This is a genomic window from Streptomyces sp. NBC_00654 (assembly GCF_026341775.1).
In the GTDB taxonomy this organism is placed as follows: domain Bacteria; phylum Actinomycetota; class Actinomycetes; order Streptomycetales; family Streptomycetaceae; genus Streptomyces.
Genome location: NZ_JAPEOB010000001.1, coordinates 479,545 through 503,074 on the forward strand (window position 1 = coordinate 479,545; position 23,530 = coordinate 503,074).

Below are 23,530 nucleotides of genomic sequence, written 5' to 3' on the forward strand. Positions count from 1 at the left end.
GTTGCATCTACGCTGCCTCTCACCGAGGACACAGGGGGAACGGTGAGTGGTGCAGGATCGCCGCAGCGATGGCATCCAGTACAGAGAGTGCACAATCGGCAGGTTGAGAAACATGTGGGACGGGCGGAAAAGGCTGCCGCTGATCTGGGTGTCGCCTTCGATACGCACAGTGTCCGTAAGGCACTTGGATTTCGATGGGCCCCCTATCTGCTGAGACTGCGGCGAGTGCTGATCTTCTTCGTGGTGCTGGGCGTTACAGCCGTTGTTACCTACCGCCCGGCTTGTCGACCTGGCGGGATCCTCGATGTTGGTCCCACGTCTTGCGGGTCCTACTCTGCTTACGTTCTCGGACCCGGGGGCGACCCGCGGGCGACTGGGGTCTTCGTCTGCGCCTCGTTGGTCCTCGTTTTCGTGTGGTCGACATGGCGCGCGGAGCACATCGCGCGGTGCTACGAGCCGCTCTACCCACTCCTCAGCCTGCTCTCGGCCAGTGGGGATCTGGTCGGTATGGCGGAAAGCCATTACACGGATGCAGGGCGACTCCGAAAGAAGGTCTGGAGAGTTGGTCTCCCTCTGCGGGAGGTCGCCGGAGACGCTGCGTCTGCGTTCGGGGTTAGCCGGGCAATCCGAAAGGAACTCGTGAGCCACGTACGGCTGGTGGAGACGACGTTTACGCAGGCGGCGGACGAACTTCTGCGGGATCGCGAGGGCGCGGCGCGGAAGCTTGGTCTGCTTGCCGCGACTGCCGCGAGCAGCATCGCCGCCGATCGCTTTCAGGAAATCCTCCCGGAGGCGCTGCTCCCGAGCGGGGAATCTGGAGAGGGCTCGTTGGCACCTGACCGGGTGGACGGCCTCCGCTTGGCGAAGGCGTGCACGTGGTCGGTACTCTGCGTAACACTCTTCTCGCTGCTCCTCGCGGGGCTAGGTGTGCCGGCGGAGCTGATGGTGCCATTGGCGATACTGGCCTTCCCTGTGGCCGTATACGTGCTTTTGGCGGCGCGGCATGGGCTCAACGAGGCGTCACGTCTGACGCGAAGCATCAGCACGTTCTTCTCTTCGGGACCTCCGCTCTGACGCTGGCTGCTCGTACATGGCTGTGCGAACCGCTGTCCATGTCGAGTGGAGAGTTCCCGCTTGACCGCCCGAACGGTGACGCAGGTCACAAGGATTACGTCTCGTGATCCGAGATGCCCGGATCAGTCTTTCCTGGAGTGGGCCGCGAACGGCTCGCGAAACAGCGTCCCAATGGCGACTTAGGGCACAAGGAGGGCACGGAGCACCCTGGGTGGTCTAGACAACAAACAAGGCCCTGGTCTCCGGCCAGGGCCTTCATCATGGAGCGGGTGACGAGAATCGAACTCGCGCTCTGAGCTTGGGAAGCTCATGTTCTACCATTAAACTACACCCGCGAAGCGCGCCGATCATCGGCGGTGCATCGTCGCACACTGTACCCCATGGCAGGCCCCCGGCGTATTCGTCGTGGGGCCGGTCGTCGTTTCCGGGGGTGGGGAGGGGTGGATGCGGGTGTGAGGGGCGGGAGTTGGGGGCGTAGCGTGGGTTGTCGGAGTGCCGCCTGGAGTGGCGTCCCGTTCATCCCCTAATGTGGCGTTTTCGTCCAAGGCTTGGTTGGGGAAGGGACTTGATGGAGTCGATGGAGCGCACCGTCGTCCGCTGTGCCGAAGGGCACGTTTTTGCTACCTCGTCGTTCCCGATGCAGCAGCTCGGGGCCGGCCGGATCGGTCCCGGGCGGCTGATCCGGTGTCCGCGTTGTGCCCGGTTGAGGCATGCGGTGCCGGTGGTGTTCGAGGAGCGGTAGGAGCGGGGCAGGCCCGGTTTCCGGAGGCGGCGCTCGGGGTTTTCGGGGTGTCGTCGGGTGGTCCGGGAAGTGGTTCGGCAGGCGCGCGGGGCGGTCCGGTTGGGGCGGGCTCGCGCGTTCTGCGTATCCTCGGGACGTGCTTCTCTCAGACAAGGACATCCGGGCCGAGATCGACGCCGGGCGGGTCCGCATTGATCCGTTCGACCCGTCGATGGTGCAGCCATCGAGCATCGACGTGCGGCTGGACCGCTACTTCCGGGTGTTCGAGAACCACCGCTATCCGCATATCGACCCCGCCATCGAGCAGGTCGACCTGACGCGCACGGTGGAGCCGGAGGGGGATGAGGCGTTCATCCTGCACCCCGGTGAATTCGTGCTCGCCTCGACGTACGAGGTGATCTCGCTGCCCGACGATCTCGCGTCGCGGCTGGAGGGCAAGAGCTCGCTGGGGCGGCTCGGGCTCGTGACGCATTCGACGGCCGGGTTCATCGACCCGGGGTTCTCGGGGCATGTGACCCTGGAGCTCTCGAATCTCGCGACGCTGCCGATCAAGCTCTGGCCGGGAATGAAGATCGGCCAGCTATGCATGTTCCGGCTGAGTTCGCCCTCCGAATTCCCGTACGGATCCGAGCGGTACGGATCGCGTTACCAGGGGCAGCGCGGACCGACCGCCTCCCGGTCGTACATGAATTTCCACCGGACCCAGGTGTGAGGGCGGACCGATGAGCGAGGCGCGGGAGAACCTGACGTACGAGGGCTTCGGGCTCGCCGTGCGTGAGCTGGCGCAGACGGTGGCCGACGACGGGTACGAGCCCGATGTGGTGCTGAGCATCGCCCGGGGCGGGGTGTTCGTCGCGGGCGGGCTCGCGTACGCGCTCGACTGCAAGAACATCCACCTGGTGAACGTGGAGTTCTACACGGGCGTGGGCACCACGCTGGAAATGCCCGTCATGCTGGCGCCCGTTCCGAATGCCATCGATTTCTCGGACAAGAAGGTCCTGATCGCCGATGACGTCGCCGACACGGGCAAGACGCTGAAGCTGGTCCGGGACTTCTGCGTCGACCATGTCGCCGAGGTGCGCAGCGCGGTCATCTACGAGAAGTCGCACTCGCTCGTGAAATGCGAGTACGTGTGGAAGAAGACCGATCGGTGGATCAACTTCCCGTGGAGTGTGGAGAAGCCCGTCGTACGCCGTGACGGGCAGGTTCTCGACGCCTGAGGGCATTCCCCGGGGCGGGGACGGGTATCGAAGAACCCCCGGAGCGCGGTGCGCTCCGGGGGTTCTTCGTGTGGTGCCCGGTCAGATCGTGCCGAGCTTGATGATCGACAGCAGCGCGATCAGCTGGATCGCCGAGGCTCCCAGCGCCTTCGGCCACGGCAGGTCGTGCGACTTGCTCACCATCGACGTGAACAGTGCTCCGGCCGCCAGCCAGGTGATCCAGCCGATCACCTGCACCAGGGAGTTCTCACCGCCCAGGAAGAGGGCGAAGAGCAGGCGCGGGGCGTCCGTGACCGACATGATCAGCATCGAGAGGCCCACGGTCGGCTGCCAGGAGCCGTTGCCGCCCAGCTGGCGCGCCAGGGTGTGGGTGACCGCGCCGAGGACCAGGCCGCCGATGACGAAGCCGATGCCGGTGATGATGACGTAGGGGACGGCCGTGGAGATCGTCGCGTTGATCGCCTCGTCGCGCGCCTGGTCGAAGCCGAAGATCGCGAGCAGCCCGTACAGGAACGTGACGATGAGCGCCGGGCCCCACACCGGGTAGTCGCGCATCTGCCAGAACGTCGGCCCCGGGCGCATCACCATGCCGGTGAGCAGGTCCTTCCAGGGCAGGCGCGGGCCTGCGGGCTGGGCGGGGGCCTGGCCGGCCCCGTAGGCGCCGCCGTCGTTGTAGGGGTCTTCGTTGATGCTGAACGCCTGTGTGTGACCCGGGCTGTTGGCGTACGGGTCCTGGTGCGGGGGTTCCTGGTACGGGTCGCCGAAGTACTCGGGCTCGCCGTGTCCGTGGGCGCCGTTGCCGGGGCCGCCCTGCTGTCCGTGTCCGCCGCCGTACCCGCCGCCGTGTCCGCCGTTGTACGGGGCGCCCTGGGGTGCTCCGTACGGCGGTGCGCCGTTGCCCCCTGCGGGGGGCCACGACTGACGGCCGTACGGCGGCTGTGGTGCCTGCCCCCCGTACGGCTGTTGCTGCGGGTGCTGCTGCGGTTGCTGCGGCGTGCGGTTGTCCCGGCCGCGTCCGATCCTGAATCCAGCCACGAATCGAACGTACCTGGTCCGGGTGGGTGTGGTGAGGGGGCCCGGTGAACCCGCCCGCCTTTGCGGCCGAGCTGTGACATCCCCTAAGGGAGCCCTGGGGGGACAGCTGGGGGGTCTTTGGGGGCCGCCGGGAGGTGTGGGAGGGAGCCATCAGGGCAGCAACAGGGCCGTCGGGAACGTGATCCCGGGCCGTCCGGGGCAGGCGCGGACTCCCGTACGCGGGAGCTCCCGCACGCGGACTCCCGTACGCGAAAGCTCCCGTACGCGAAAGCGGCCGGACCCGCCCCCGAGGCAGGTCCGGCCGCTCGCGTACGCCGACGGGTTCGGCTACTTCGCCGGTTCGGGCTCCGGTGCGTCCACCGTCTCCGGCTCGCCCGTCGGGTCCGCCGGTGTCTTCACGGACTCCAGCAGGAGCTGCGAGACGTCGACCACCTGGATCGACTCCTTGGCCTTGCCGTCGTTCTTCTTGCCGTTGACCGAGTCGGTCAGCATGACGAGGCAGAACGGGCAGGCGGTGGAGACGATGTCCGGGTTGAGGGAGAGGGCTTCTTCGACGCGCTCGTTGTTGATGCGCTTGCCGATCCGCTCCTCCATCCACATCCGGGCCCCACCGGCGCCGCAGCAGAAGCCGCGCTCCTTGTGGCGGTGCATCTCCTCGTTGCGCAGACCCGGGACCTTCGCGATGATCTCGCGCGGAGGCGTGTAGATCTTGTTGTGACGGCCCAGGTAGCAGGGGTCGTGATACGTGATCAGGCCCTCGACCGGGGTCACCGGGATCAGCTTGCCCTCGTCCACCAGGTGCTGGAGCAGCTGCGTGTGGTGGATGACCTCGTACTCGCCGCCGAGCTGCGGGTACTCGTTGGCGATGGTGTTGAAGCAGTGCGGGCAGGTCGCGACGATCTTCTTGGAGGACTTCGGCTTTTTGGTCGCCTCGTCCTCGTCGTCCTCGCCGAACGCCATGTTCAGCATCGCCACGTTCTCCTGGCCGAGCTGCTGGAACAGCGGCTCGTTGCCCAGGCGGCGGGCCGAGTCACCCGTGCACTTCTCGTCGCCGCCCATGATCGCGAACTTCACGCCCGCGATGTGGAGGAGTTCCGCGAAGGCCTTCGTCGTCTTCTTGGCACGGTCCTCGAGTGCGCCCGCGCAGCCGACCCAGTACAGGTACTCGATCTCGCTGAGGTCCTCGACGTCCTTGCCGACGATCGGGACCTCGAAGTCGACCTCCTTGGTCCACTCGACGCGCTGCTTCTTGGCGAGACCCCAGGGGTTGCCCTTCTTCTCCAGGTTCTTGAGCATCGTGCCCGCCTCGGACGGGAACGCGGACTCGATCATCACCTGGTAGCGGCGCATGTCGACGATGTGGTCGATGTGCTCGATGTCGACCGGGCACTGCTCCACGCACGCACCGCAGGTGGTGCAGGACCACAGCACGTCCGGGTCGATGACGCCGTTCTCCTCGGCGGTGCCGATGAGGGGGCGCTCGGCCTCCGCGAGGGCGGCCGCCGGAACGTCCTTGAGCTGCTCCTCGGACGCCTTCTCGTTGCCCTCCATGTCCTTGCCGCCACCGGCGAGCAGGTACGGGGCCTTGGCGTGCGCGTGGTCGCGCAGCGACATGATCAGGAGCTTCGGGGAGAGCGGCTTGCCGGTGTTCCAGGCGGGGCACTGCGACTGGCAGCGGCCGCACTCGGTGCACGTGGAGAAGTCGAGGATGCCCTTCCAGGAGAACTGCTCGACCTGCGAGACACCGAAGACGTCGTCCTCGCCCGGGTCCTCGAAGTCGATCTCCTTGCCGCCGCTCGTCATCGGCTGGAGCGCGCCGAGGGCGACCTCGCCGTCGGCGTTCCGCTTGAACCAGATGTTCGGGAAGCCGAGGAAGCGGTGCCAGGCCACACCCATGTTGGTGTTGAGCGAGACGGTGATCATCCAGATCAGCGAGGTGCCGATCTTGATCATCGCGGTGAAGTAGATGAGGTTCTGGAGCGTGCCGAGCGAGAGCCCCTTGAAGGCGAGCACCAGGGGGTACGAGACGAAGTACGCGGCCCCGTAGCCCTCGACGTGGTGGATCGCGCCCTCAAGGCCGCGCAGGACCAGGATCGCCAGACCGATGACGAGGATGACGTACTCGACGAAGTACGCCTGCCAGGCCTTGGAGCCCGCGAAGCGCGACTTGCGGCCGGCCCGGGAGGGCAGGTTCAGCAGCCGGATCGCCATCAGTGTGACGATCCCGGCGACCGTCATCAGGCCGATGAACTCGATGTACATCTCGAACGGCAGCCAGCCCCCGATGACGGGCAGCACCCAGTCCGCCTGGAAGAGCTGTCCGTACGCCTGGAGCAGCGTCGGCGGCAGGGTCAGGAAGCCGATGGCGACGAACCAGTGCGCGAAGCCGACGATGCCCCACCGGTTCATCCGGGTGTGGCCGAGGAACTCCTTGACCAGGGTGATCGTGCGCTGTTTGGGGTCGTCGGTGCGGCTGCCCGCGGGTACCGGTTGTCCGAGGCGGACGAAACGGTAGATCTGCGCGACGGCTCGGGCGAGGAGCGCGACGCCGACGACGGTCAGCACCAGCGACACGATGATCGCGGCGAGTTGCATGTGGGGGCTCCTCGGGCCTGCGAGGGTGGGATCCAACACTACTAAGCAGTAACTTAATCAGTCTGTGCTGACACTACCCACTTATTCCGCGGCTCTGTAGCCGGACAAGCGGTGATCTGTGTCGCTCAGGTGTGCCTTGCCGCGCCGGGCGGGCCGGCGGAGCGCCGCACGCAGCGGGCGGTGTACGGACTCGGCCAGAACGGCGAGGTCGAGCACCGTTCCATGGTGCTCGGCGTAGTGCTGGTCGAGCAGTGCGGGTTCGTCCCAGGGCATTCCGGACCGGGCCCGCACCTGGGCCAAGCCTGTCAGGCCCGGTCGCAGCTCGTGACGCCAGTACCTGGCTCCGGCGGTTCCGGCCCCCGGGTCGCCCGGCGCCAGCGGTGCGGGGCCCACGAGGGAGAGGTCTCCCCGGATGACGTGGGGCAGCCGGGAGAGCAGGTCGAGCCGGAGCCGGCGGGTGCGCAGGGAACGCAGTTCGAAGGGCCGGCCATGCAGCCCGATCCGGGTCCGGCGCTCCAGTACGCCGCCGGACCGGTGTTTCACCGCGAGTGCGAGGGTGCCCGCGGCGAGGGCCGGGGCGGCCAGGACCAGGAGGGCCGAGCCGAGGAGCAGGTCCAGCACGCGTTTGGCCGTCACGCGGGAGGTGAAGCGGTGCGCCGCGTCCGCCGTCGTGTGTGCCGCCGCGCGCGCGGCCGTACGTACGGGGGCACGCGGTGCGATCACGCCGTGCCGGTACGGGCTCCGTCGGCTCCGCTCCCGCCGTTGCTGCTGTCGCTGCTGCTGCTGTCGCCGTTGCCTCTGCTGCCTCACGCGCCGCTGCCTCGCGTCCTGCATCGTGCCCACCCGGGGTTCGAGGTCCGATGGTGTGCCGGTTATGACCGGCTCACGGCATTTTGTGACAGAACGATCCCACGGTGGGATGGTGGGTGGGGGGTGCGCCGGGGTGTGGCGTGGCCTCCCGTGTGGGTGGGCTGCGCGCGGTCTGCGGTGGCAGGTGTGGCGCGTGATGCGGGGCGCCGGGTGGGCCCGAGGCGGTGTGTGGCGTGCGTCGAGGTCTGGAAAGCCCTGGCCGCGAGGGGTGTGAGCACTTAAGTTGAGTGCAGCCGACTCAGGTCTGTTGACTCTGGGACGGGAGTCATGCATTCTTGAGTCAGATCCACTCAAGTAGTCAGTTGGAGGAATTGAAATGGCACGTGCGGTCGGCATCGACCTGGGCACGACTAACTCCGTCGTCAGCGTTCTCGAAGGCGGCGAGCCCACCGTCATCACCAACGCCGAAGGCGCCAGGACCACGCCGTCCGTCGTCGCCTTCGCCAAGAACGGCGAGGTGCTCGTCGGCGAGGTCGCCAAGCGCCAGGCGGTCACCAACGTCGACAGGACCATCCGCTCCGTCAAGCGCCACATGGGCACTGACTGGAAGATCGACCTGGACGGCAAGAGCTTCAACCCGCAGCAGATGAGCGCCTTCATCCTGCAGAAGCTGAAGCGGGACGCCGAGTCCTACCTGGGCGAGAAGGTGACCGACGCGGTCATCACCGTCCCGGCGTACTTCAACGACTCCGAGCGTCAGGCGACGAAGGAGGCCGGCGAGATCGCGGGCCTGAACGTCCTGCGTATCGTCAACGAGCCGACGGCCGCCGCTCTGGCGTACGGCCTCGACAAGGACGACCAGACGATCCTCGTCTTCGACCTCGGCGGCGGCACCTTCGACGTGTCGCTCCTGGAGATCGGTGACGGCGTCGTCGAGGTGAAGGCCACCAACGGTGACAACCACCTCGGTGGTGACGACTGGGACCAGCGCGTCGTCGACTACCTGGTGAAGCAGTTCGCCAACGGTCACGGTGTGGACCTGTCCAAGGACAAGATGGCTCTCCAGCGTCTCCGCGAGGCCGCGGAGAAGGCGAAGATCGAGCTCTCGTCCTCGACCGAGACCACGATCAACCTGCCCTACATCACGGCGTCCGCCGAGGGCCCGCTGCACCTGGACGAGAAGCTCACGCGCGCCCAGTTCCAGCAGCTGACCGCCGACCTGCTGGACCGCTGCAAGACCCCGTTCCACAACGTCATCAAGGACGCGGGCATCGCGCTCTCCGAGATCGACCACGTCGTTCTCGTCGGTGGCTCGACCCGTATGCCGGCCGTCGCCGAGCTCGTCAAGGAGCTGACCGGTGGCCAGGAGGCCAACAAGGGTGTGAACCCGGACGAGGTCGTCGCCATCGGCGCCTCGCTCCAGGCCGGTGTCCTCAAGGGCGAGGTCAAGGACGTCCTGCTGCTCGACGTCACCCCGCTGTCCCTGGGTATCGAGACCAAGGGCGGCATCATGACGAAGCTCATCGAGCGCAACACGACCATCCCGACCAAGCGCTCCGAGATCTTCACGACGGCCGAGGACAACCAGCCGTCCGTGCAGATCCAGGTCTACCAGGGCGAGCGCGAGATCGCGGCGTACAACAAGAAGCTCGGAATGTTCGAGCTCACCGGTCTGCCGCCGGCCCCGCGCGGGGTGCCGCAGATCGAGGTCGCCTTCGACATCGACGCCAACGGCATCATGCACGTCGCTGCCAAGGACCTCGGCACCGGCAAGGAGCAGAAGATGACCGTCACCGGTGGCTCCTCGCTGCCGAAGGACGAGGTCAACCGGATGCGCGAAGAGGCCGAGCAGTACGCCGACGAGGACCACCGTCGTCGTGAGGCCGCCGAGTCCCGCAACCAGGGTGAGCAGCTCGTCTACCAGACGGAGAAGTTCCTCAAGGACAACGAGGACAAGGTCCCCGGTGATGTGAAGACGGAGGTGGAGACCGCGCTCGGCGAGCTGAAGGAGAAGCTCAAGGGCGAGGACACCGCCGAGATCCGTACCGCCACCGAGAAGGTCGCGGCCGTCTCCCAGAAGCTGGGCCAGGCCATGTACGCCAACGCCGAGGCCGGTGCGACGCCGGGCGCCGACGCGCCGGGCGACAGTGCCAAGGCCGATGACGATGTCGTCGACGCCGAGATCGTGGACGACGAGAAGGACACGAAGGGCGGTGCGGCGTGACCGAGGAGACCCCGGGCTTCGACGAGAAGCCCGACGTCCCCTCCGGCGCCACCTCCGACGACGCCGAGCCGAAGGCCGCCGCTCCCTCCGAGGAGGAGGCGGCGGCCCCGGCCGGGGACGCTAACCAGACAGCAGGCCTGACGGCACAGCTGGACCAGGTCCGTACGGCGCTCGCCGAGCGCACGGCCGACCTCCAGCGGCTCCAGGCCGAGTATCAGAACTACCGCCGCCGCGTGGAGCGGGACCGGGTCACGGTCAAGGAGATCGCCTCGGCGAACCTCCTGTCCGAGCTGCTGCCCGTGCTCGACGACGTCGGCCGCGCGCGGGAGCACGGTGAGCTGGTCGGCGGCTTCAAGTCGGTGGCCGAATCGCTGGAGACGACCGTCGCGAAGCTGGGCCTCCAGCAGTTCGGCAAGGAGGGCGAGCCCTTCGACCCGACGATCCACGAGGCCCTGATGCACAGCTATGCGCCGGACGTCACCGAGACGACCTGCGTGGCGATCCTTCAGCCGGGGTATCGCATCGGCGAGCGCACCATCCGCCCCGCGCGGGTGGCCGTCGCCGAGCCGCAGCCGGGCGCCACGCCCGCGGCGGCGAAGGAAGAGAAGGCAGATGACGAGGAGAGCGGTGGCACCGAGGAGGTCTGACATTCCGTCCGACCATCCCGGTGTGTACCGCCCGGCCCAGCGACCGGCCCACAGGCCGGTCGCTCGGCCGATCGTCCGGAAGGAGGGACGTCGATGAGCACGAAGGACTTCGTCGAGAAGGACTACTACAAGGTCCTCGGCGTCCCCAAGGACGCCACCGACGCCGAGATCAAGAAGGCGTACCGCAAACTCGCCCGCGAGTTCCACCCGGACGCCAACAAGGGTGACGCGAAGGCCGAGTCGCGCTTCAAGGAGATCTCCGAGGCGAACGACGTCCTCGGTGACGCCAAGAAGCGCAAGGAGTACGACGAGGCGCGCGCCCTCTTCGGCAACGGTGGCTTCCGGGCCGGTCCCGGTGGCGCGGGAGGCAACTTCAACTTCGACCTGGGCGACCTCTTCGGCGGCACCCAGGGCGGCGGCGGTCAGGGCGGCGGGGCCGGTGGATTCGGCGGCGGTGGCGGTCTGGGCGACGTCTTCGGCGGCCTGTTCAACCGGGGCGGTGCGGGGACGCGTGTGCAGCCGCGCCGCGGCCAGGACATCGAGTCCGAGGTGACGCTCAGCTTCACCGAGGCGGTCGACGGGGCCACGGTCCCGCTGCGGATGTCCAGCCAGGCGCCCTGCAAGGCGTGTTCGGGCACCGGCGACAAGAACGGCACCCCGAGGGTCTGCCCGACCTGTGTCGGCACCGGCCAGGTCTCGCGCGGCACCGGCGGCGGCTTCTCGCTCACCGACCCCTGTGTCGACTGCAAGGGCCGGGGCCTCATCGCCCAGGACCCCTGTGACGTCTGCAAGGGCAGCGGGCGGGCGAAGTCGGCCCGCACCATGCAGGTCAGGATTCCCGCGGGCGTCCTCGACGGCCAGCGGATCCGGCTGCGCGGCAAGGGCGGAGCGGGGGAGCGCGGCGGCCCGGCCGGCGACCTCTATGTCGTCGTCCATGTCGACGCCCACCCGGTCTTCGGCCGCAAGGGGGACAACCTCACCATCACCGTGCCCGTCACCTTCCCGGAGGCGGCGCTCGGCGGCGAGGTGAAGGTGCCCACGCTCGGCGGGCCCGCGGTCACCCTGAAGCTCCCGGCAGGCACCCCCAACGGACGTACGATGCGCGCCCGCGGCAAGGGCGCCGTACGCAAGGACGGCACCCGCGGCGACCTGCTGGTCACCGTCGAGGTGGACGTGCCCAAGGACCTCGCGCAAGAGGCCGAGGACGCGCTGGAGGCCTACCGGAAGGCGACCGCGGACCAGGACCCGCGGGCGGAGCTGTTCCAGGCTGCGAAGGGAGCTTGAGATGGACGGCCGGCGACGTAACCCGTACCAGCTGACCGATGAATCACCGGTGTATGTGATCTCGATCGCGGCGCAGCTCTCGGGTCTGCACCCGCAGACGCTGCGTCAGTACGACCGTCTCGGCCTCGTCTCCCCGGACCGTACGGCCGGGCGCGGCAGACGCTATTCGGCCCGTGACATCGAGCTGCTGCGCACCGTGCAGCAGCTGTCGCAGGACGAGGGCATCAACCTGGCCGGCATCAAGCGCATCATCGAGCTGGAGAACCAGGTCGCCGCGCTCCAGCAGCGCGTCGCCGAGCTCTCGGCGGCGGTGGACGGCGCGGCGGTGGCCATGCAGCAGCGCGAGGCGCAGGTGCATGCCTCGTACCGCCGTGATCTGGTCCCGTACCAGGATGTGCAGCACACCAGCGCGCTGGTCGTCTGGCGGCCGAAGAAGCCGAAGGACTGAGGCGGGCGGCGGACGCGTACGCGGCGTCCGGGTCCGCTCCGCAGGGCCCGTCTTCCGGGAGTTCGTTCCGGGGGCGGGCCCTGTCGCGTCGGGGCGGTCAGGACTCCTGGTCGAGGATTCCGGACCGGGCGATCAGATAGCCGAGCTGGGCCCGGCTGCTGCTGCCCAGCGCGGTGGAGAGCTTGGCGACGTGCGCCCGGCAGGTGCGGACGTTCATGCCCAGCCGCCGGGCGATGGAGTCGTCCACATGGCCCTCGACGAGGAGCTGGGCGATGGAGCGCTGGACGCCGCTGATTCCCTTGGGCGTCGGCTCGTACTTGACTTCCTCCCGCAGCGGCGCGGCCTGGTTCCACAGCTGCTCGAAGACCTTGACGAGGTACTGCACGAGCCCGGGGTGGCGCAGTTCGAGTGCCACGCGGCGGTCGTCCGTGGCGGGAATGAACGCGACGGTGTGATCGAAGATCATCAGACGCTCGATCAGCTCTTCGAGGGTGCGGATCTCGACCTTGCCCGCCGTCATGCGGTCCGCGTACGTCAGGGTTCCGTGGCTGTGCCGGATGGTGTGCTGGTAGAGCGAGCGCATGCCGACACCGCGCTCGGTGAGCATGTTGCCGCGCTCCACGGCGATGTTCAGGGTGCCCTCGCTGCGCCCGCCACCGGGCTGGATGGTCAGTACCTCCGACCGGCATTCGGCCATGGCGAGCTCGATGGAGGCGTTGATCCTGTCCTTGCCTTCAAGCACGGTGATGGCGTGCGTGGTGGGGGTCTGGGCACTGATCGCCATGAACGGTTCGAAGGTGTCGCTGAGCTCGACCGAGAGCTGTCTTCGAGCCTGGATCTCCCGTTCGATCGGGTAGAGCCGTTGCGTCAGTGCGGCGGACGGAGGTACCGGCCGGAGCCAGGCGTCATCGGCCGGATCCGGGTGAAGCAGGGCGAATTCGAGCAGACAGGGCGCGGACCCCACCTCGGAACGGGCTATCTTGCCCACGCTCAGGGCGCTGGCGTAGAGCCGTATCCCCTCCTCGCACAAGGCGGTAACAGAGTGGGGATGTGTCGCATTTGTGCTGTTTGTTATCAATTCTCCACCCCCCAGGAACATGAAACTACAGGAACATGATGCATCGATCCTGTGGCATTGACGTGCCTGAATGAGCCATCGTCTTGTCATGCGGGGGAGAGGAAACCTTGGAAGTGAGGACGAAGCCGACTATGGGTAGCAAAATGCTTCGCTCGGCGCTTGCCGCGGCCTTCTCCGCCGGGCTGGCGCTCGGAGCGGTCAGTATCCAGGATCTGGTCTGGGACAGTGCGCCCACCGGAGCGACCGGCACGCAGGTGCGGGCCGTTCCCCCGCCGGACCTGGTGTGGGACATCGCACCGGTCGGAACGCAGGCGACGCGGACTCTGGCAGCGCCTCCGCCGGACCTGGTGTGGGACACCGCGCCGGCCGGGGTGAAGGCGTACGACCTGGTGTGGGACATCGCACCGCGAGCGACGGCAGAGGCATGAGCATCCCCCCGGATGACCGCACCTTCCGGCGGGAGATGGCCACGGCCTACCGCTCAGGGTGGCATTTCATCGATCTGCTCACGGCACTCCCCCGCCGTGGCGATTCGTTGATGGTCACCCTGTTCGGAGAGCCGATCGTCGTCGTGCTGGAGGAGGACGAGGGCGTCCGTGCCTATCGGTGCCTCCGTCGCCCCCGCGGCGCTCCGCAGCCGGTCCGCTGCGCCGTGCGCTACGGCATGATCTTCGTCAATCTCGACCAGCGGGACCATGAGCTGTTCGAGCCAGAAACCATCTCCGCCACCCCCCGCAGTGCCTGAGCGATTCCCCCGTCGTTCCTTGTCGCTCAGGTACTTCCCCCACACAGCGGCGCCACCGTGACCTGAACGCGGTGGCGCCGTTGTGCTGTCCCGCCGCGGCCGGGCGGATCACGCCCTGCCGAGCGCCCGGTCCACGGCGATCTCGATGACGACCCGGTCCGGGCTGGGCTTGGGCGTGCGCCCGTAGCGGTCCGTGTAGCGGCGTACGGCGTCGTCCACGATGTCCGACTCCGGGCGGATCACCGCACGGCCCTCCAGCGTCGCCCAGCGGGCCCGGTGCATCTGGCAGACCGCGACCCGTGCCCCGTCCGGGCCCGCGGCGATGATGTTGGCGACCTTGCGGCTGTTCTTGTTGGTGATCACGCGGGCGATCCCGGCCCCGGCGTCGTACGTCACGCCGACCGGCACCACGTGCGGTGTGCCGTCCGGGCGGAGCGTGGTCAGGGTGCAGAGGTGGTACTCGCGCCAGAAGGCCAGGTACTCGGGGCTGAGGTTGCGTACGTCGGGCATGCCGAAAGCGTAGACATTCCGCCGGTGTGGTGACCCCCGGTGCGCGGGCGCGCGCACAGCGCGGGCAGGCACACAGCGCGGGCGCGCGCACCGCGCGGTGTGCGGTGGCGGGTGCCGGGGGTGAGCGGTTCACTCGGATCAGGGCCGGGAGCCGCCGTGCGCGGCGGAGCCGGGGCGCGGGTGCGCGTATTCAGGCTTGAGCGGAATACACTCAACTTTGTGTACGTTGATTCAGTCAATGGTGCGGGCGGTGCCCGTACGGCCGCCGGGCCACCGGCCGCCGTCACCGCCGCCCGGCCGACGACCGCCGGACCCGACGCCGGAACCGGGTCAAGCACCACCGCAAGGAGGAGAGAGCGCACGTGGACGCCGAGCTGACCAACAAGAGCCGGGACGCCATCAACGCGGCCACCAGCAGGGCCGTGAAGGACGGGCACCCCGACCTGACCCCCGGGCATCTGCTGCTCGCGCTGCTCGAGGGCCAGGACAACGAGAACATCACCGACCTGCTGGCCGCCGTCGACGCCGACCAGGCCGCCGTACGCGGCGCGACGGAGAAGCTCCTGGGCGCCCAGCCCAGCGTCACCGGCTCCACCGTCGCGCCGCCGCAGCCCAACCGCGAGCTGCTCGCGGTCATCGCGGACGCCGCCCAGCAGGCCAAGGAGCTCGGCGACGAGTACCTGTCCACCGAGCATCTGCTGATCGGCATCGCGGCCAAGGGGGGCCGGGCCGGTGAGATCCTCGGTGAACAGGGGGCCAGTGCGAAGAGGCTGCTGGACGCGTTCGAGAAGAGCAGGGGAGGGCGTCGGGTGACCACACCGGACCCGGAGGGTCAGTACAAGGCCCTGGAGAAGTTCGGCACCGACTTCACGGCGGCCGCACGCGAGGGCAAGCTCGACCCGGTGATCGGGCGGGACCAGGAGATCCGCCGCGTGGTCCAGGTCCTGTCCCGCCGCACGAAGAACAACCCGGTGCTCATCGGTGAGCCCGGCGTCGGCAAGACGGCGGTCGTCGAAGGTCTCGCCCAGCGCATCGTCAAGGGCGACGTACCCGAGAGCCTGAAGAACAAGCGCCTCGTCTCCCTGGACCTGGGGGCCATGGTCGCGGGCGCGAAGTACCGGGGCGAGTTCGAGGAGCGGCTGAAGACCGTCCTCTCCGAGATCAAGGAGAGCGACGGCCAGATCATCACGTTCATCGACGAGCTGCACACCGTCGTGGGCGCCGGCGCGGGCGGCGACTCCGCCATGGACGCGGGCAACATGCTCAAGCCGATGCTGGCCCGCGGCGAGCTGCGGATGGTCGGCGCCACCACGCTGGACGAGTACCGCGAGCGCATCGAGAAGGACCCGGCCCTGGAGCGCCGTTTCCAGCAGGTCCTGGTCGCCGAGCCGTCCGTCGAGGACACCATCGCGATCCTGCGCGGGCTCAAGGGCCGCTACGAGGCCCACCACAAGGTCCAGATCGCGGACTCCGCGCTGGTCGCGGCGGCCACGCTCTCCGACCGCTACATCACCTCCCGCTTCCTCCCCGACAAGGCCATCGACCTGGTCGACGAGGCGGCGTCCCGGCTGCGGATGGAGATCGACTCCTCGCCCGTGGAGATCGATGAGCTCCAGCGCGCCGTCGACCGGCTGCGCATGGAGGAGCTGGCTCTCAAGAACGAGACCGACGCCGCCTCCAAGCAGCGCCTGGAGAAGCTCCGCCGCGACCTCGCCGACAAGGAGGAGGAGCTGCGCGGCCTCACCGCCCGCTGGGAGAAGGAGAAGCAGGGCCTCAACCGCGTCGGTGAGCTGAAGGAACGTCTCGACGAACTGCGCGGACAGGCCGAGCGCGCCCAGCGCGACGGCGACTTCGACACCGCCTCCAAGCTGCTGTACGGGGAGATCCCCGGCCTGGAACGCGAGCTGGAGGAGGCCGCCGAGGCCGAGCAGGAGGCCGCCAAGGACACGATGGTCAAGGAGGAGGTCGGCCCGGACGACATCGCCGACGTCGTCGGCTCCTGGACCGGCATCCCGGCCGGCCGGCTGCTGGAGGGCGAGACCCAGAAGCTGCTGCGCATGGAGGACGAGCTGGGCAGGCGCCTCATCGGGCAGCGGGAGGCCGTGCAGTCGGTCTCCGACGCGGTACGGCGCACCCGTGCCGGGATCGCCGACCCGGACCGCCCGACCGGCTCGTTCCTCTTCCTCGGCCCGACCGGGGTCGGCAAGACCGAGCTGGCGAAGGCGCTCGCGGACTTCCTGTTCGACGACGAGCGGGCCATGATCCGCATCGACATGAGCGAGTACGGCGAGAAGCACAGCGTCGCGCGGCTCGTCGGCGCCCCGCCCGGCTACGTCGGGTACGAGGAGGGCGGCCAGCTCACCGAATCGGTACGCCGGCGCCCGTACAGCGTCGTCCTGCTGGACGAGGTGGAGAAGGCCCACCCGGAGGTCTTCGACGTCCTGCTCCAGGTCCTCGACGACGGCCGGCTCACGGACGGGCAGGGCCGGACGGTGGACTTCCGCAACACCATCCTGATCCTGACCTCCAACCTCGGCAGCCAGTACCTGGTCGACCCCCTGGTCAAGCCCGAGGTGAAGAAGGAGCAGGTCATGGATGTCGTACGGGCATCCTTCAAGCCGGAGTTCCTCAACCGGCTCGATGACATCGTGGTCTTCTCCGCGCTGTCCGGCGACGAGCTCTCGCACATCGCGGGGCTCCAGATCGACCGCCTGGCCGGGCGGCTGGCCGACCGCAGGCTCACCCTCGACGTCACGCCCGAGGCCCTGGCCTGGCTGGCCGAGGAGGGCAACGACCCGGCGTACGGGGCACGGCCGCTGCGCCGGCTGATCCAGACGGCGATCGGCGACCGGCTGGCGAAGGAGATCCTCGCGGGCGAGGTCACGGACGGCGACACCGTACGGGTGGACCGGTCCGACGACGGCCTGAGCGTCGGCCGCGCCTCGTAGCACCGGCCTCCGGGACCCCGGCGGGCCCGGTCCGCACCGGCTGCGTGTCAGCTTGTGGCGGATCGGGGCCGCCGGGGCTTGCCATGCCCCGCCCGGCATGGGAGAGGATGGCCGCAACCGTCACGAAGGGAAATAACGGTGAGCATCGATCCGTCCTCGATTCCTAATTTCGGGGGCCAGCCCGAACCGCAGGCGGCAGGACCGGAGGGCCCCGTCGTCCCTGACCAGGACCTCGTCAAGCAGCTTCTGGACCAGATGGAGCTGAAGTACGTCGTCGACGACGAGGGCGACCTCGCGGCGCCGTGGGAAGAGTTCCGGACGTACTTCATGTTCCGGGGCGAGGAGGAGCAGCAGGTCTTCTCGGTCCGTACGTTCTACGACCGCCCGCACGACCTCGACCAGCGCCCCGTCCTCCTGGACGCGATCGACGACTGGAACCGCCGCACCCTGTGGCCGAAGGTCTACACGCACGCCCACGAGGGCGAGGAGGGCGAGGCGGGCTCCGTCCGGCTGATCGGTGAGGCGCAGATGCTCATCGGCACCGGCGTCAGCCTGGAGCACTTCGTCTCCTCGACGGTCAGCTGGGTGCGCGCCTCGATCGAGTTCGACAAGTGGCTCGTGGAGCGCCTGGGCCTGGAGCCGGCCGAGGCCAAGGCCGAGGAGAAGGCCGAGGAGAAGGCCGAGGGCGACGCGCCCTCCGAGGGCTGAGCGCCCCCTCCCGAACGAGAGCCCGGCCGACCGGGGACCCCCGCGTCCCCGACCGGCCGGGTTCTGTCATGTCCGGGCTCTGTCATGTCCGGCTCCGGTCCTGGCCGCCTCTCACCCGGCCAGGCCCTTGAGCCGGGACACCGCCTCTTCCAGCACGTCCGCGCGCTTGCAGAACGCGAACCGGACGAAGGGCGCGCCCTGGTCGCGGTGGTCGTAGAAGACGGCGTTCGGAATCGCGACGACCCCGCAGCGGCCGGGCAGGGCGCGGCAGAACGCGAAGCCGTCCCGCTCGCCGCCGAGCGGGCGGATGTCGGTGGTGACGAAATACGTTCCGGCGGGGCGGTAGACCCCGAACCCGGCCTCGGCGAGCCCGGTGCTCAGCAGGTCCCGCTTGGCCCGCAGATCGGCGCGCAGGGCGTCGTAGTAGCTGTCGGGCAGCCGCAGGGCCTCGGCGACCGCGTACTGGAAGGGGCCGGCGGAGACATAGGTCAGGAACTGCTTCGCGGAGCGTACGGCGGTGACCAGCTCCGGGCTCCCGGTGATCCAGCCGACCTTCCAGCCGGTGAACGAGAAGGTCTTTCCCGCACTGCTCACCGTGACCGTGCGCTCGCGCATGCCGGGGAAGGAGGCGAGCGGGATGTGTTCGCCCTCGAAGACCAGGTGCTCGTACACCTCGTCGGTGACGACGAGCAGGTCGCGTTCGCGGGCGAGGCCGGCGACGGCGGCGAGCTCTTCGCGGGTGAGGACCGTGCCGGTGGGGTTGTGCGGGGTGTTGAGCAGGATCAGGCGGGTACGGGGGGTGACGGCGGCGCGCAGTTCGTCGAGGTCGAGCCGGTAGGTCCCGGACGCCGCCTCCGGGTGCAGTGTGACCGGGACGCGGGTGCCGCCCGCCATGGCGATGGAGGCGGCGTACGAGTCGTAGTACGGCTCCAGGGCGATGACCTCGTCGCCCGGTTCGAGCAGGGCGAGCATCGCGGCGGCGATGGCCTCCGTGGCGCCCGCCGTGACCAGGACCTCGGTGTCGGGGTCGTAGGCGAGGCCGTAGCGCCGCTGCTGGTGGTCCGTGATCGCGGTACGGAGTTCGGGGACGCCGGGCCCCGGTGGGTACTGGTTGCCGCGGCCGTCGCGCAGCGCCCGGACCGCCGCCTCGCGGATCTCGTCGGGGCCGTCGGTGTCGGGAAAGCCCTGGCCGAGGTTGATGGAACCGGTCCGTACGGCCAGCGCCGACATCTCCGCGAAGATCGTCGTGCCGAACTCGGTGAGGCGGCGGTTGAGCAGCGGTCGTCCCTGTGTCATGGGCCATCCTGTGCCGAAGCTCTGGAGTTGCTCAAGTCCGCTTTCGGCCCCGGCGGGGCGGGGCATCCCCGCTACACGCAAGAATCGCCATGAACATGAAGCGGGGGGTTCCGCTTCGGGGGACGGAAGGATGTGGGGACAGGTGGGAACCTTCTTCGTCGTAATGATCGTGCTTGTGGTGGTCGTGTCCGTGATCCCGAGGTTGGTGGTGGCGGGCATCCGCCGGCGGGCCGCCACCCTCGACGGCCTGCGCCGGACCGCCGACAGGCGCAGCTGGTGGGCGGGCGGCGGTGACGGCGGCGGCGGAGGAGGAGTCGGCGCGTCCTGCGGCAGCGGGCACTCGGGGGGCCACTCGTGCGGGGGCAGCAGTTCCTCGTGCGGGGGCGGTTCATCGTGCGGCGGGGGCGGCTGCGGCGGGGGAAACTGACCCGGAGCATATGGCTTGTGACTGTGGGTAGTTGACCGGGCGGGTGCCCCTGGCAAGTGACCCGGACGGCTGGTGCGGGGGAAGTTCCCTCAGGTGTCCGGCGGGTGAACTCCCGCCGGGCACCTTTTCGTTGGGATACGTGAGGTGTTCGGGTTGAACAGGTGAACCGGGCAGCCCCCGAGGGGATGGAAACCACGTCAAGTTGGGCAAAAACGCTGTGGGTGCGGCGTACTTCGTGATTCCCTCGCTCTAGAGAACATCCAGCCCTCGGACCCCAGTTGGACCTGATCGGGCGTTCCCCTACTCCCATGTGTGTCGTCCCGGGGGCGCCCCCTGTCCATGTGTCCATGTGTGTTTTGCGGAGCCGACCCATGCTCACGACCCTCCAGACGGCCTATTCCGATACCCGAGCTGCCGACCTGGCTTGGGCGCTGGGACGGGAGCCGCTGCCCGCCCTCGCCGTCCTCGATCTCCAGCTCGCCGACGCCAAGCTCCAGTTGAGGCTCCTCGGCGCCTCCCATCAGGTCCTCCTGGAGGAGGACCGAGGCTCCTGTTCGGAGACCGTTGCCTGTATTCCGGGCAGCAGTACGCCCCTTCCCCTCGGCGTCGCCAAGCGGCTCGGGGACTGGGAGTACGAATTCGCGGCGCGCGTCGAGACGCTCTCGGAGGGTTCGTTCGCCGTGCGCGCCCAGGAGCTCCTCGCGCTGGTCGCCGACCATCCGCACGGTCTCGCCGGGACGTTCCCCGGCAGCCCGCACGCCTTCACCGCCATGCTGGCGCAGCGGTCCGAGGGGCAGGTGCGGTGGCGTACCTGGCACGCGTACCCGCAGGAAGGGCAGTTGGTGGTGACCCGCACCCGGGTGGGCGTGCGGATGCCGGTGCCGGCCCTCTGAGCGGGGCGGGCCCCGGGGGCCCGCACGGCTCGTCCGAATGCCCTCCGCGGCTGCTCCCCGGGGCACTTGCACCCTTGTGGGTGACAGGTGGCGATCAATTCGTCACGTAGCGTTCGCATTATGATCGACCAGCAGGTGCCGCTGCGGGGGGCCGCCGCGCGGCTTCCCGTACGGCCCAGGACCGGCCGGTATCTCGTGCTGGCCACAGTCTTCGTCTGTGCCGCCTGCGGTCTGGTGTACGAACTCGAACTGGTCGCGCTCGCCTCGTACTTGATCGGAGACTCGGTCACCCAGGCGTCCGTCGTGCTGTCCGTGATGGTGTTCGCGATGGGGATCGGATCGCTTCTCGCGAAACGTTTGCGCTGCCGGGCCGCTGTGGGTTTCGGGCTCATCGAGGCCGCCCTCGCGCTGATCGGCGGCTCCTCCGCGCTCGTGCTGTACGCCTCGTTCGCCTGGCTCGGTGAATCGCGTTACGCGCTGGTCGGGTTCACGCTGGCCATCGGGATGCTGATCGGTGCCGAGATCCCCCTGCTGATGACGCTGATCCAGCGGGTGGACCGGCAGGACGCGGGCGGGGCCGTCGCGGATCTCTTCGCGGCCGACTACGTCGGAGCGCTGGTGGGCGGACTGGCGTTCCCCTTTCTGCTGCTGCCGGCGCTGGGGCAGCTGACCGGCGCGCTGTTCACCGGTGCGGTCAACGCGGCGGCGGGCGGGGCGCTGGTGCTGTGGCTGTTCCGGCGGGACCTCAGCTCCCGGTCCCGGTGGCTGCTCGTCCTCGCCAACCTCGCGGTGATCGGGCTGCTCGCGGGCGCCACTCTGCTGGTCGACGACTTCGAGCGGGCGGCGCGGCGGGCCGTCTACGGGGATCAGGTGCGGGTCGCCGTGCGGACCGGGGTGCAGGAGGTCGTGCTCACCGGGACCGGCCGCGACTCCCTCGGCCTGTATCTGGACGGGCGCCTGCGGGCCAGCGCCCGCGACGAGTACCGCTACCACGAGGCGCTGGTGCACCCGGCGATGAACGGGCGGCACGAGCGGGTCCTGATCCTGGGCGGCGGCGACGGGCTCGCCGCCCGCGAGGTGCTGCGCTACCGGGACGTCCGGGAGGTCACGGTCGTCGAGCTGGACCCGGCCGTCACCCGGTTGGCCCGTACGGACCCCGCGCTCCGCGGCCTCAACGGACACGCCTACCGAGACCCGCGCCTCACCGCCGTCGGCGGGGACGCGTTCAACTGGCTGAGGGCGGGCAGCGAACGCTACGACGTGGTGATCTCCGACCTCCCGGACCCGGGCATCACGGCGAGCACGAAGCTCTACTCCGCGGAGTTCTACGGACTGGTCGGCGAGGCCCTCGCGCCGGGCGGGCGGCTGGTGGTGCACGCGGGGTCGCCGGGCAGCCGGGGGCGGACGTACTGGACGGTGGAGGCCTCGGTCCGGGCGGGCGGCCTCGCGGCCCGGCCGTACCGCGTCACCGGCAGGCTCTCCGGTATCGCCGCGGGCCCGGACCGCTACGACGGAGAGGGGCCCGCCCCGCGGGACTGGGGCTTCGTGCTGGCCTCCCCGGGCGCGGTGCCACCGCTGGGGCTGGCCGCCGGGGCGCCGGGGCTGCGGTCGCTGGGGGAGCGCGAGCTGCGGGAGGCGGGGCGGTCGGCGGAGCACGTACGGGTGAAGGGGCAGGCACCGTCGACCCTGATCCATCCGCGGTACCGGGAGGAGACGTGACCTCCGGGGCGGGTCCGGGAGCGGCGCCGGGGGGCGGGCCCGGTCCGGGTGGTCCCGGGTGCGGAAGCGCTGACGTACCGGCCGGGGCTGAGTAGGCTCGGTTTCCATGGAGCATGAGGTGTTCGTTCCGGTGATGGCCCCGTCCCTTCGGCGGACGCTGGGCGATCCCGCCCGCGTCGCCCGCTGCGTACCCGGCCTCCAGCAGGACGCCGAGGAGACGGCCGGGCCGCTGGCCGGCCGTCTGAAGATCCGGGTCGGCGGCCACACGATCACGTACCGGGGCATGCTGCGGCTGTCCGGCCCGGACGGGGACTGTATCGCGGTGACCGGGGAGGGGACGGAGGCCCGGGGCACCGGTGCGGTCACGCTGGAGCTGACCATCGGCCTCATGGAGACCGACGGCGGTACGACCCTCGTCTTCACGGGGACCGCGAGCGGTGACGGCCGGCTGAAGGAGCTGGACCCGGCGGCGGCCCTCGCGGCGGCCCACCGGCTGCTGGACCGCTTTACGCAGCAGCTGGTGACGGAGACGCTGGCCTCCCACGAGAAGGAAGCGAAGCCGGCCGCGACGGAGTCGGGCGCGGAGGCGGAGCCGTCCCCCGGGCCCGCGGAGGACGCGGAACGGCCCGCGGCGGGCGCCGGACAGTCCGCTGCGGGCGCGGAGCGGCCCGGCGCGGAGGACGACGAGGATCTGCGCGCCGAGGCCCTGCACGACGACGTCGATGACGCCGACCACCCCGACGCCGACCACTCCGACTCCGACGCCGACTCCGACGACTCCGCTGACTCCGATGACGCCGGGGGCGGGCCCCCGGCCGACGGCAAGGGGTCCGTGTTCGACGCGCCCGTGCCGCCGCCCTCGCTCGACCCCGTAGCCGAAGTGGAGTTCACCGTGCCCGACGAGCCCCCGGCCGAGGCCGCGCACGCCCGGCGCACCATGATCGGACGCAGCGCCGAGGAGGTCGACCACGCGCCGCCGCGCGGCCGGTACGCCCCGGTGCCCTCGCCCGACGCGAACGGTGCGGGGACCGCCCTGCGCTGGGTCGCCCCGGCGGCGGCCCTCGCGATCGCCTCCGCCGTCGTCCTGGGCCGGGCGCTGCGTCGCCGGAGGTAGCGGCGCCAGTAGT

Annotated in this window: 20 protein-coding genes and 1 tRNA gene; 14 read left to right on the forward strand and 7 right to left on the reverse strand. The window is 69.5% G+C overall.

What is annotated here, in order from left to right; all coding sequences use genetic code 11:
* Positions 1-225: 225 nt before the first annotated feature.
* Positions 226-1,074 (forward strand): hypothetical protein, encoded by an 849-nt coding sequence (locus OHA98_RS02175; protein WP_266922393.1) that lies wholly within the window; start codon positions 226-228, stop codon positions 1,072-1,074.
* A 261-nt stretch (positions 1,075-1,335) separates the two neighbouring features.
* Here the strand turns inward: OHA98_RS02175 and OHA98_RS02180 are convergent.
* Positions 1,336-1,409 (reverse strand) — tRNA-Gly (locus OHA98_RS02180).
* A gap of 543 nt (positions 1,410-1,952) precedes the next feature.
* Between OHA98_RS02180 and dcd the strand changes: the two genes are divergently transcribed.
* Positions 1,953-2,528 (forward strand): dCTP deaminase, encoded by a 576-nt coding sequence (gene dcd / locus OHA98_RS02185; protein ID WP_266922394.1) that lies wholly within the window; start codon positions 1,953-1,955, stop codon positions 2,526-2,528.
* A 10-nt stretch (positions 2,529-2,538) separates the two neighbouring features.
* Positions 2,539-3,036: a phosphoribosyltransferase gene (locus OHA98_RS02190; RefSeq protein WP_266922395.1), complete on the forward strand. Its 498-nt coding sequence runs from the start codon at positions 2,539-2,541 to the stop codon at positions 3,034-3,036.
* A gap of 81 nt (positions 3,037-3,117) precedes the next feature.
* On the opposite strand, the gene OHA98_RS02195 is transcribed toward OHA98_RS02190, so the two are convergent.
* The 3 genes from OHA98_RS02195 to OHA98_RS02205 form a co-directional block, all read right to left on the reverse strand.
* Entirely contained in the window at positions 3,118-4,071 is a 954-nt protein-coding gene (locus OHA98_RS02195; protein ID WP_266922396.1) for a Yip1 family protein, read from the reverse strand.
* A gap of 327 nt (positions 4,072-4,398) precedes the next feature.
* Positions 4,399-6,666, reverse strand: coding sequence for a (Fe-S)-binding protein (locus OHA98_RS02200; RefSeq protein ID WP_266922397.1), 2,268 nt, complete (start codon positions 6,664-6,666; stop codon positions 4,399-4,401).
* An 81-nt stretch (positions 6,667-6,747) separates the two neighbouring features.
* Complete coding sequence (locus tag OHA98_RS02205) at positions 6,748-7,500, reverse strand: sugar transferase (RefSeq protein ID WP_266922398.1); 753 nt, start codon at positions 7,498-7,500, stop codon at positions 6,748-6,750.
* A gap of 352 nt (positions 7,501-7,852) precedes the next feature.
* On the opposite strand from OHA98_RS02205, the gene dnaK reads away from it, so the two are divergent.
* The 4 genes from dnaK (at position 7,853) to OHA98_RS02225 (ending at position 12,079) form a co-directional block, all read left to right on the forward strand.
* Positions 7,853-9,700, forward strand: a complete 1,848-nt coding sequence (gene dnaK / locus OHA98_RS02210) for a molecular chaperone DnaK (protein WP_266922399.1) — start codon at positions 7,853-7,855, stop codon at positions 9,698-9,700.
* Positions 9,697-10,347, forward strand: a complete 651-nt coding sequence (gene grpE, locus OHA98_RS02215) for a nucleotide exchange factor GrpE (RefSeq protein ID WP_266804949.1) — start codon at positions 9,697-9,699, stop codon at positions 10,345-10,347. The genes dnaK and grpE overlap by 4 nt, the downstream gene beginning before the upstream one ends.
* Positions 10,348-10,440: 93 nt before the next feature.
* Positions 10,441-11,631: a molecular chaperone DnaJ gene (gene dnaJ, locus OHA98_RS02220; RefSeq protein WP_266922400.1), complete on the forward strand. Its 1,191-nt coding sequence runs from the start codon at positions 10,441-10,443 to the stop codon at positions 11,629-11,631.
* Position 11,632: 1 nt separating this feature from the next.
* Positions 11,633-12,079 carry a helix-turn-helix domain-containing protein gene (locus OHA98_RS02225; RefSeq protein WP_266922401.1) on the forward strand — a complete coding sequence of 149 codons (447 nt, stop codon included), beginning with the start codon at positions 11,633-11,635 and terminating at the stop codon, positions 12,077-12,079.
* 97 nt (positions 12,080-12,176) lie between these two features.
* On the opposite strand, the gene OHA98_RS02230 is transcribed toward OHA98_RS02225, so the two are convergent.
* Complete coding sequence (locus OHA98_RS02230; protein ID WP_266922402.1) at positions 12,177-13,178, reverse strand: helix-turn-helix transcriptional regulator; 1,002 nt, start codon at positions 13,176-13,178, stop codon at positions 12,177-12,179.
* Between the two features lie 110 nt (positions 13,179-13,288).
* On the opposite strand from OHA98_RS02230, the gene OHA98_RS02235 reads away from it, so the two are divergent.
* On the forward strand, positions 13,289-13,585 hold the full coding sequence (locus tag OHA98_RS02235) for a hypothetical protein (protein WP_266922403.1): 297 nt from the start codon (positions 13,289-13,291) through the stop codon (positions 13,583-13,585).
* Entirely contained in the window at positions 13,582-13,902 is a 321-nt protein-coding gene (locus tag OHA98_RS02240) for a (2Fe-2S)-binding protein (RefSeq protein ID WP_266922404.1), read from the forward strand. Before OHA98_RS02235 ends, OHA98_RS02240 begins: the two co-directional genes overlap by 4 nt.
* 108 nt (positions 13,903-14,010) lie before the next feature.
* Here the strand turns inward: OHA98_RS02240 and OHA98_RS02245 are convergent, their stop codons facing one another.
* The gene (locus OHA98_RS02245) at positions 14,011-14,412 is read right to left on the reverse strand and encodes a pyridoxamine 5'-phosphate oxidase family protein (RefSeq protein ID WP_266922405.1); all 402 of its coding nucleotides are present in this window, start codon (positions 14,410-14,412) and stop codon (positions 14,011-14,013) included.
* 362 nt (positions 14,413-14,774) lie between these two features.
* Between OHA98_RS02245 and clpB the strand changes: the two genes are divergently transcribed.
* Complete coding sequence (gene clpB, locus OHA98_RS02250) at positions 14,775-17,360, forward strand: ATP-dependent chaperone ClpB (protein WP_266922406.1); 2,586 nt, start codon at positions 14,775-14,777, stop codon at positions 17,358-17,360.
* A 138-nt stretch (positions 17,361-17,498) separates the two neighbouring features.
* Positions 17,499-18,068 (forward strand): YbjN domain-containing protein, encoded by a 570-nt coding sequence (locus OHA98_RS02255; RefSeq protein ID WP_266922407.1) that lies wholly within the window; start codon positions 17,499-17,501, stop codon positions 18,066-18,068.
* A gap of 111 nt (positions 18,069-18,179) precedes the next feature.
* Here the strand turns inward: OHA98_RS02255 and OHA98_RS02260 are convergent, their stop codons facing one another.
* On the reverse strand, positions 18,180-19,364 hold the full coding sequence (locus tag OHA98_RS02260) for a pyridoxal phosphate-dependent aminotransferase (protein WP_266922408.1): 1,185 nt from the start codon (positions 19,362-19,364) through the stop codon (positions 18,180-18,182).
* A gap of 798 nt (positions 19,365-20,162) precedes the next feature.
* On the opposite strand from OHA98_RS02260, the gene OHA98_RS02265 reads away from it, so the two are divergent.
* The 3 genes from OHA98_RS02265 (at position 20,163) to OHA98_RS02275 (ending at position 23,517) form a co-directional block, all read left to right on the forward strand.
* Entirely contained in the window at positions 20,163-20,684 is a 522-nt protein-coding gene (locus tag OHA98_RS02265) for a DUF2617 family protein (RefSeq protein WP_266922409.1), read from the forward strand.
* A gap of 120 nt (positions 20,685-20,804) precedes the next feature.
* Complete coding sequence (locus OHA98_RS02270; RefSeq protein ID WP_266922410.1) at positions 20,805-22,403, forward strand: polyamine aminopropyltransferase; 1,599 nt, start codon at positions 20,805-20,807, stop codon at positions 22,401-22,403.
* Positions 22,404-22,509: 106 nt separating this feature from the next.
* Positions 22,510-23,517, forward strand: a complete 1,008-nt coding sequence (locus OHA98_RS02275; RefSeq protein WP_266922411.1) for an SRPBCC domain-containing protein — start codon at positions 22,510-22,512, stop codon at positions 23,515-23,517.
* Positions 23,518-23,530 lie beyond the last annotated feature (13 nt).

Bases quoted from the DNA above. Each gene is read 5' to 3' on its own strand.
- OHA98_RS02190 (WP_266922395.1), top strand. From the start codon at position 2,539: ATGAGCGAGGCGCGGGAGAACCTGACGTACGAGGGCTTCGGGCTCGCC.
- OHA98_RS02275 (WP_266922411.1), top strand. From the start codon at position 22,510: ATGGAGCATGAGGTGTTCGTTCCGGTGATGGCCCCGTCCCTTCGGCGG.
- OHA98_RS02235 (WP_266922403.1), top strand. From the start codon at position 13,289: ATGGGTAGCAAAATGCTTCGCTCGGCGCTTGCCGCGGCCTTCTCCGCC.
- OHA98_RS02260 (WP_266922408.1), bottom strand. From the start codon at position 19,364: ATGACACAGGGACGACCGCTGCTCAACCGCCGCCTCACCGAGTTCGGC.
- OHA98_RS02225 (WP_266922401.1), top strand. From the start codon at position 11,633: ATGGACGGCCGGCGACGTAACCCGTACCAGCTGACCGATGAATCACCG.
- OHA98_RS02230 (WP_266922402.1), bottom strand. From the start codon at position 13,178: ATGTTCCTGGGGGGTGGAGAATTGATAACAAACAGCACAAATGCGACA.
- OHA98_RS02240 (WP_266922404.1), top strand. From the start codon at position 13,582: ATGAGCATCCCCCCGGATGACCGCACCTTCCGGCGGGAGATGGCCACG.
- dnaJ (WP_266922400.1), top strand. From the start codon at position 10,441: ATGAGCACGAAGGACTTCGTCGAGAAGGACTACTACAAGGTCCTCGGC.
- OHA98_RS02245 (WP_266922405.1), bottom strand. From the start codon at position 14,412: ATGCCCGACGTACGCAACCTCAGCCCCGAGTACCTGGCCTTCTGGCGC.
- OHA98_RS02265 (WP_266922409.1), top strand. From the start codon at position 20,163: ATGCTCACGACCCTCCAGACGGCCTATTCCGATACCCGAGCTGCCGAC.
- OHA98_RS02270 (WP_266922410.1), top strand. From the start codon at position 20,805: ATGATCGACCAGCAGGTGCCGCTGCGGGGGGCCGCCGCGCGGCTTCCC.
- OHA98_RS02205 (WP_266922398.1), bottom strand. From the start codon at position 7,500: ATGCAGGACGCGAGGCAGCGGCGCGTGAGGCAGCAGAGGCAACGGCGA.
- OHA98_RS02200 (WP_266922397.1), bottom strand. From the start codon at position 6,666: ATGCAACTCGCCGCGATCATCGTGTCGCTGGTGCTGACCGTCGTCGGC.
- dnaK (WP_266922399.1), top strand. From the start codon at position 7,853: ATGGCACGTGCGGTCGGCATCGACCTGGGCACGACTAACTCCGTCGTC.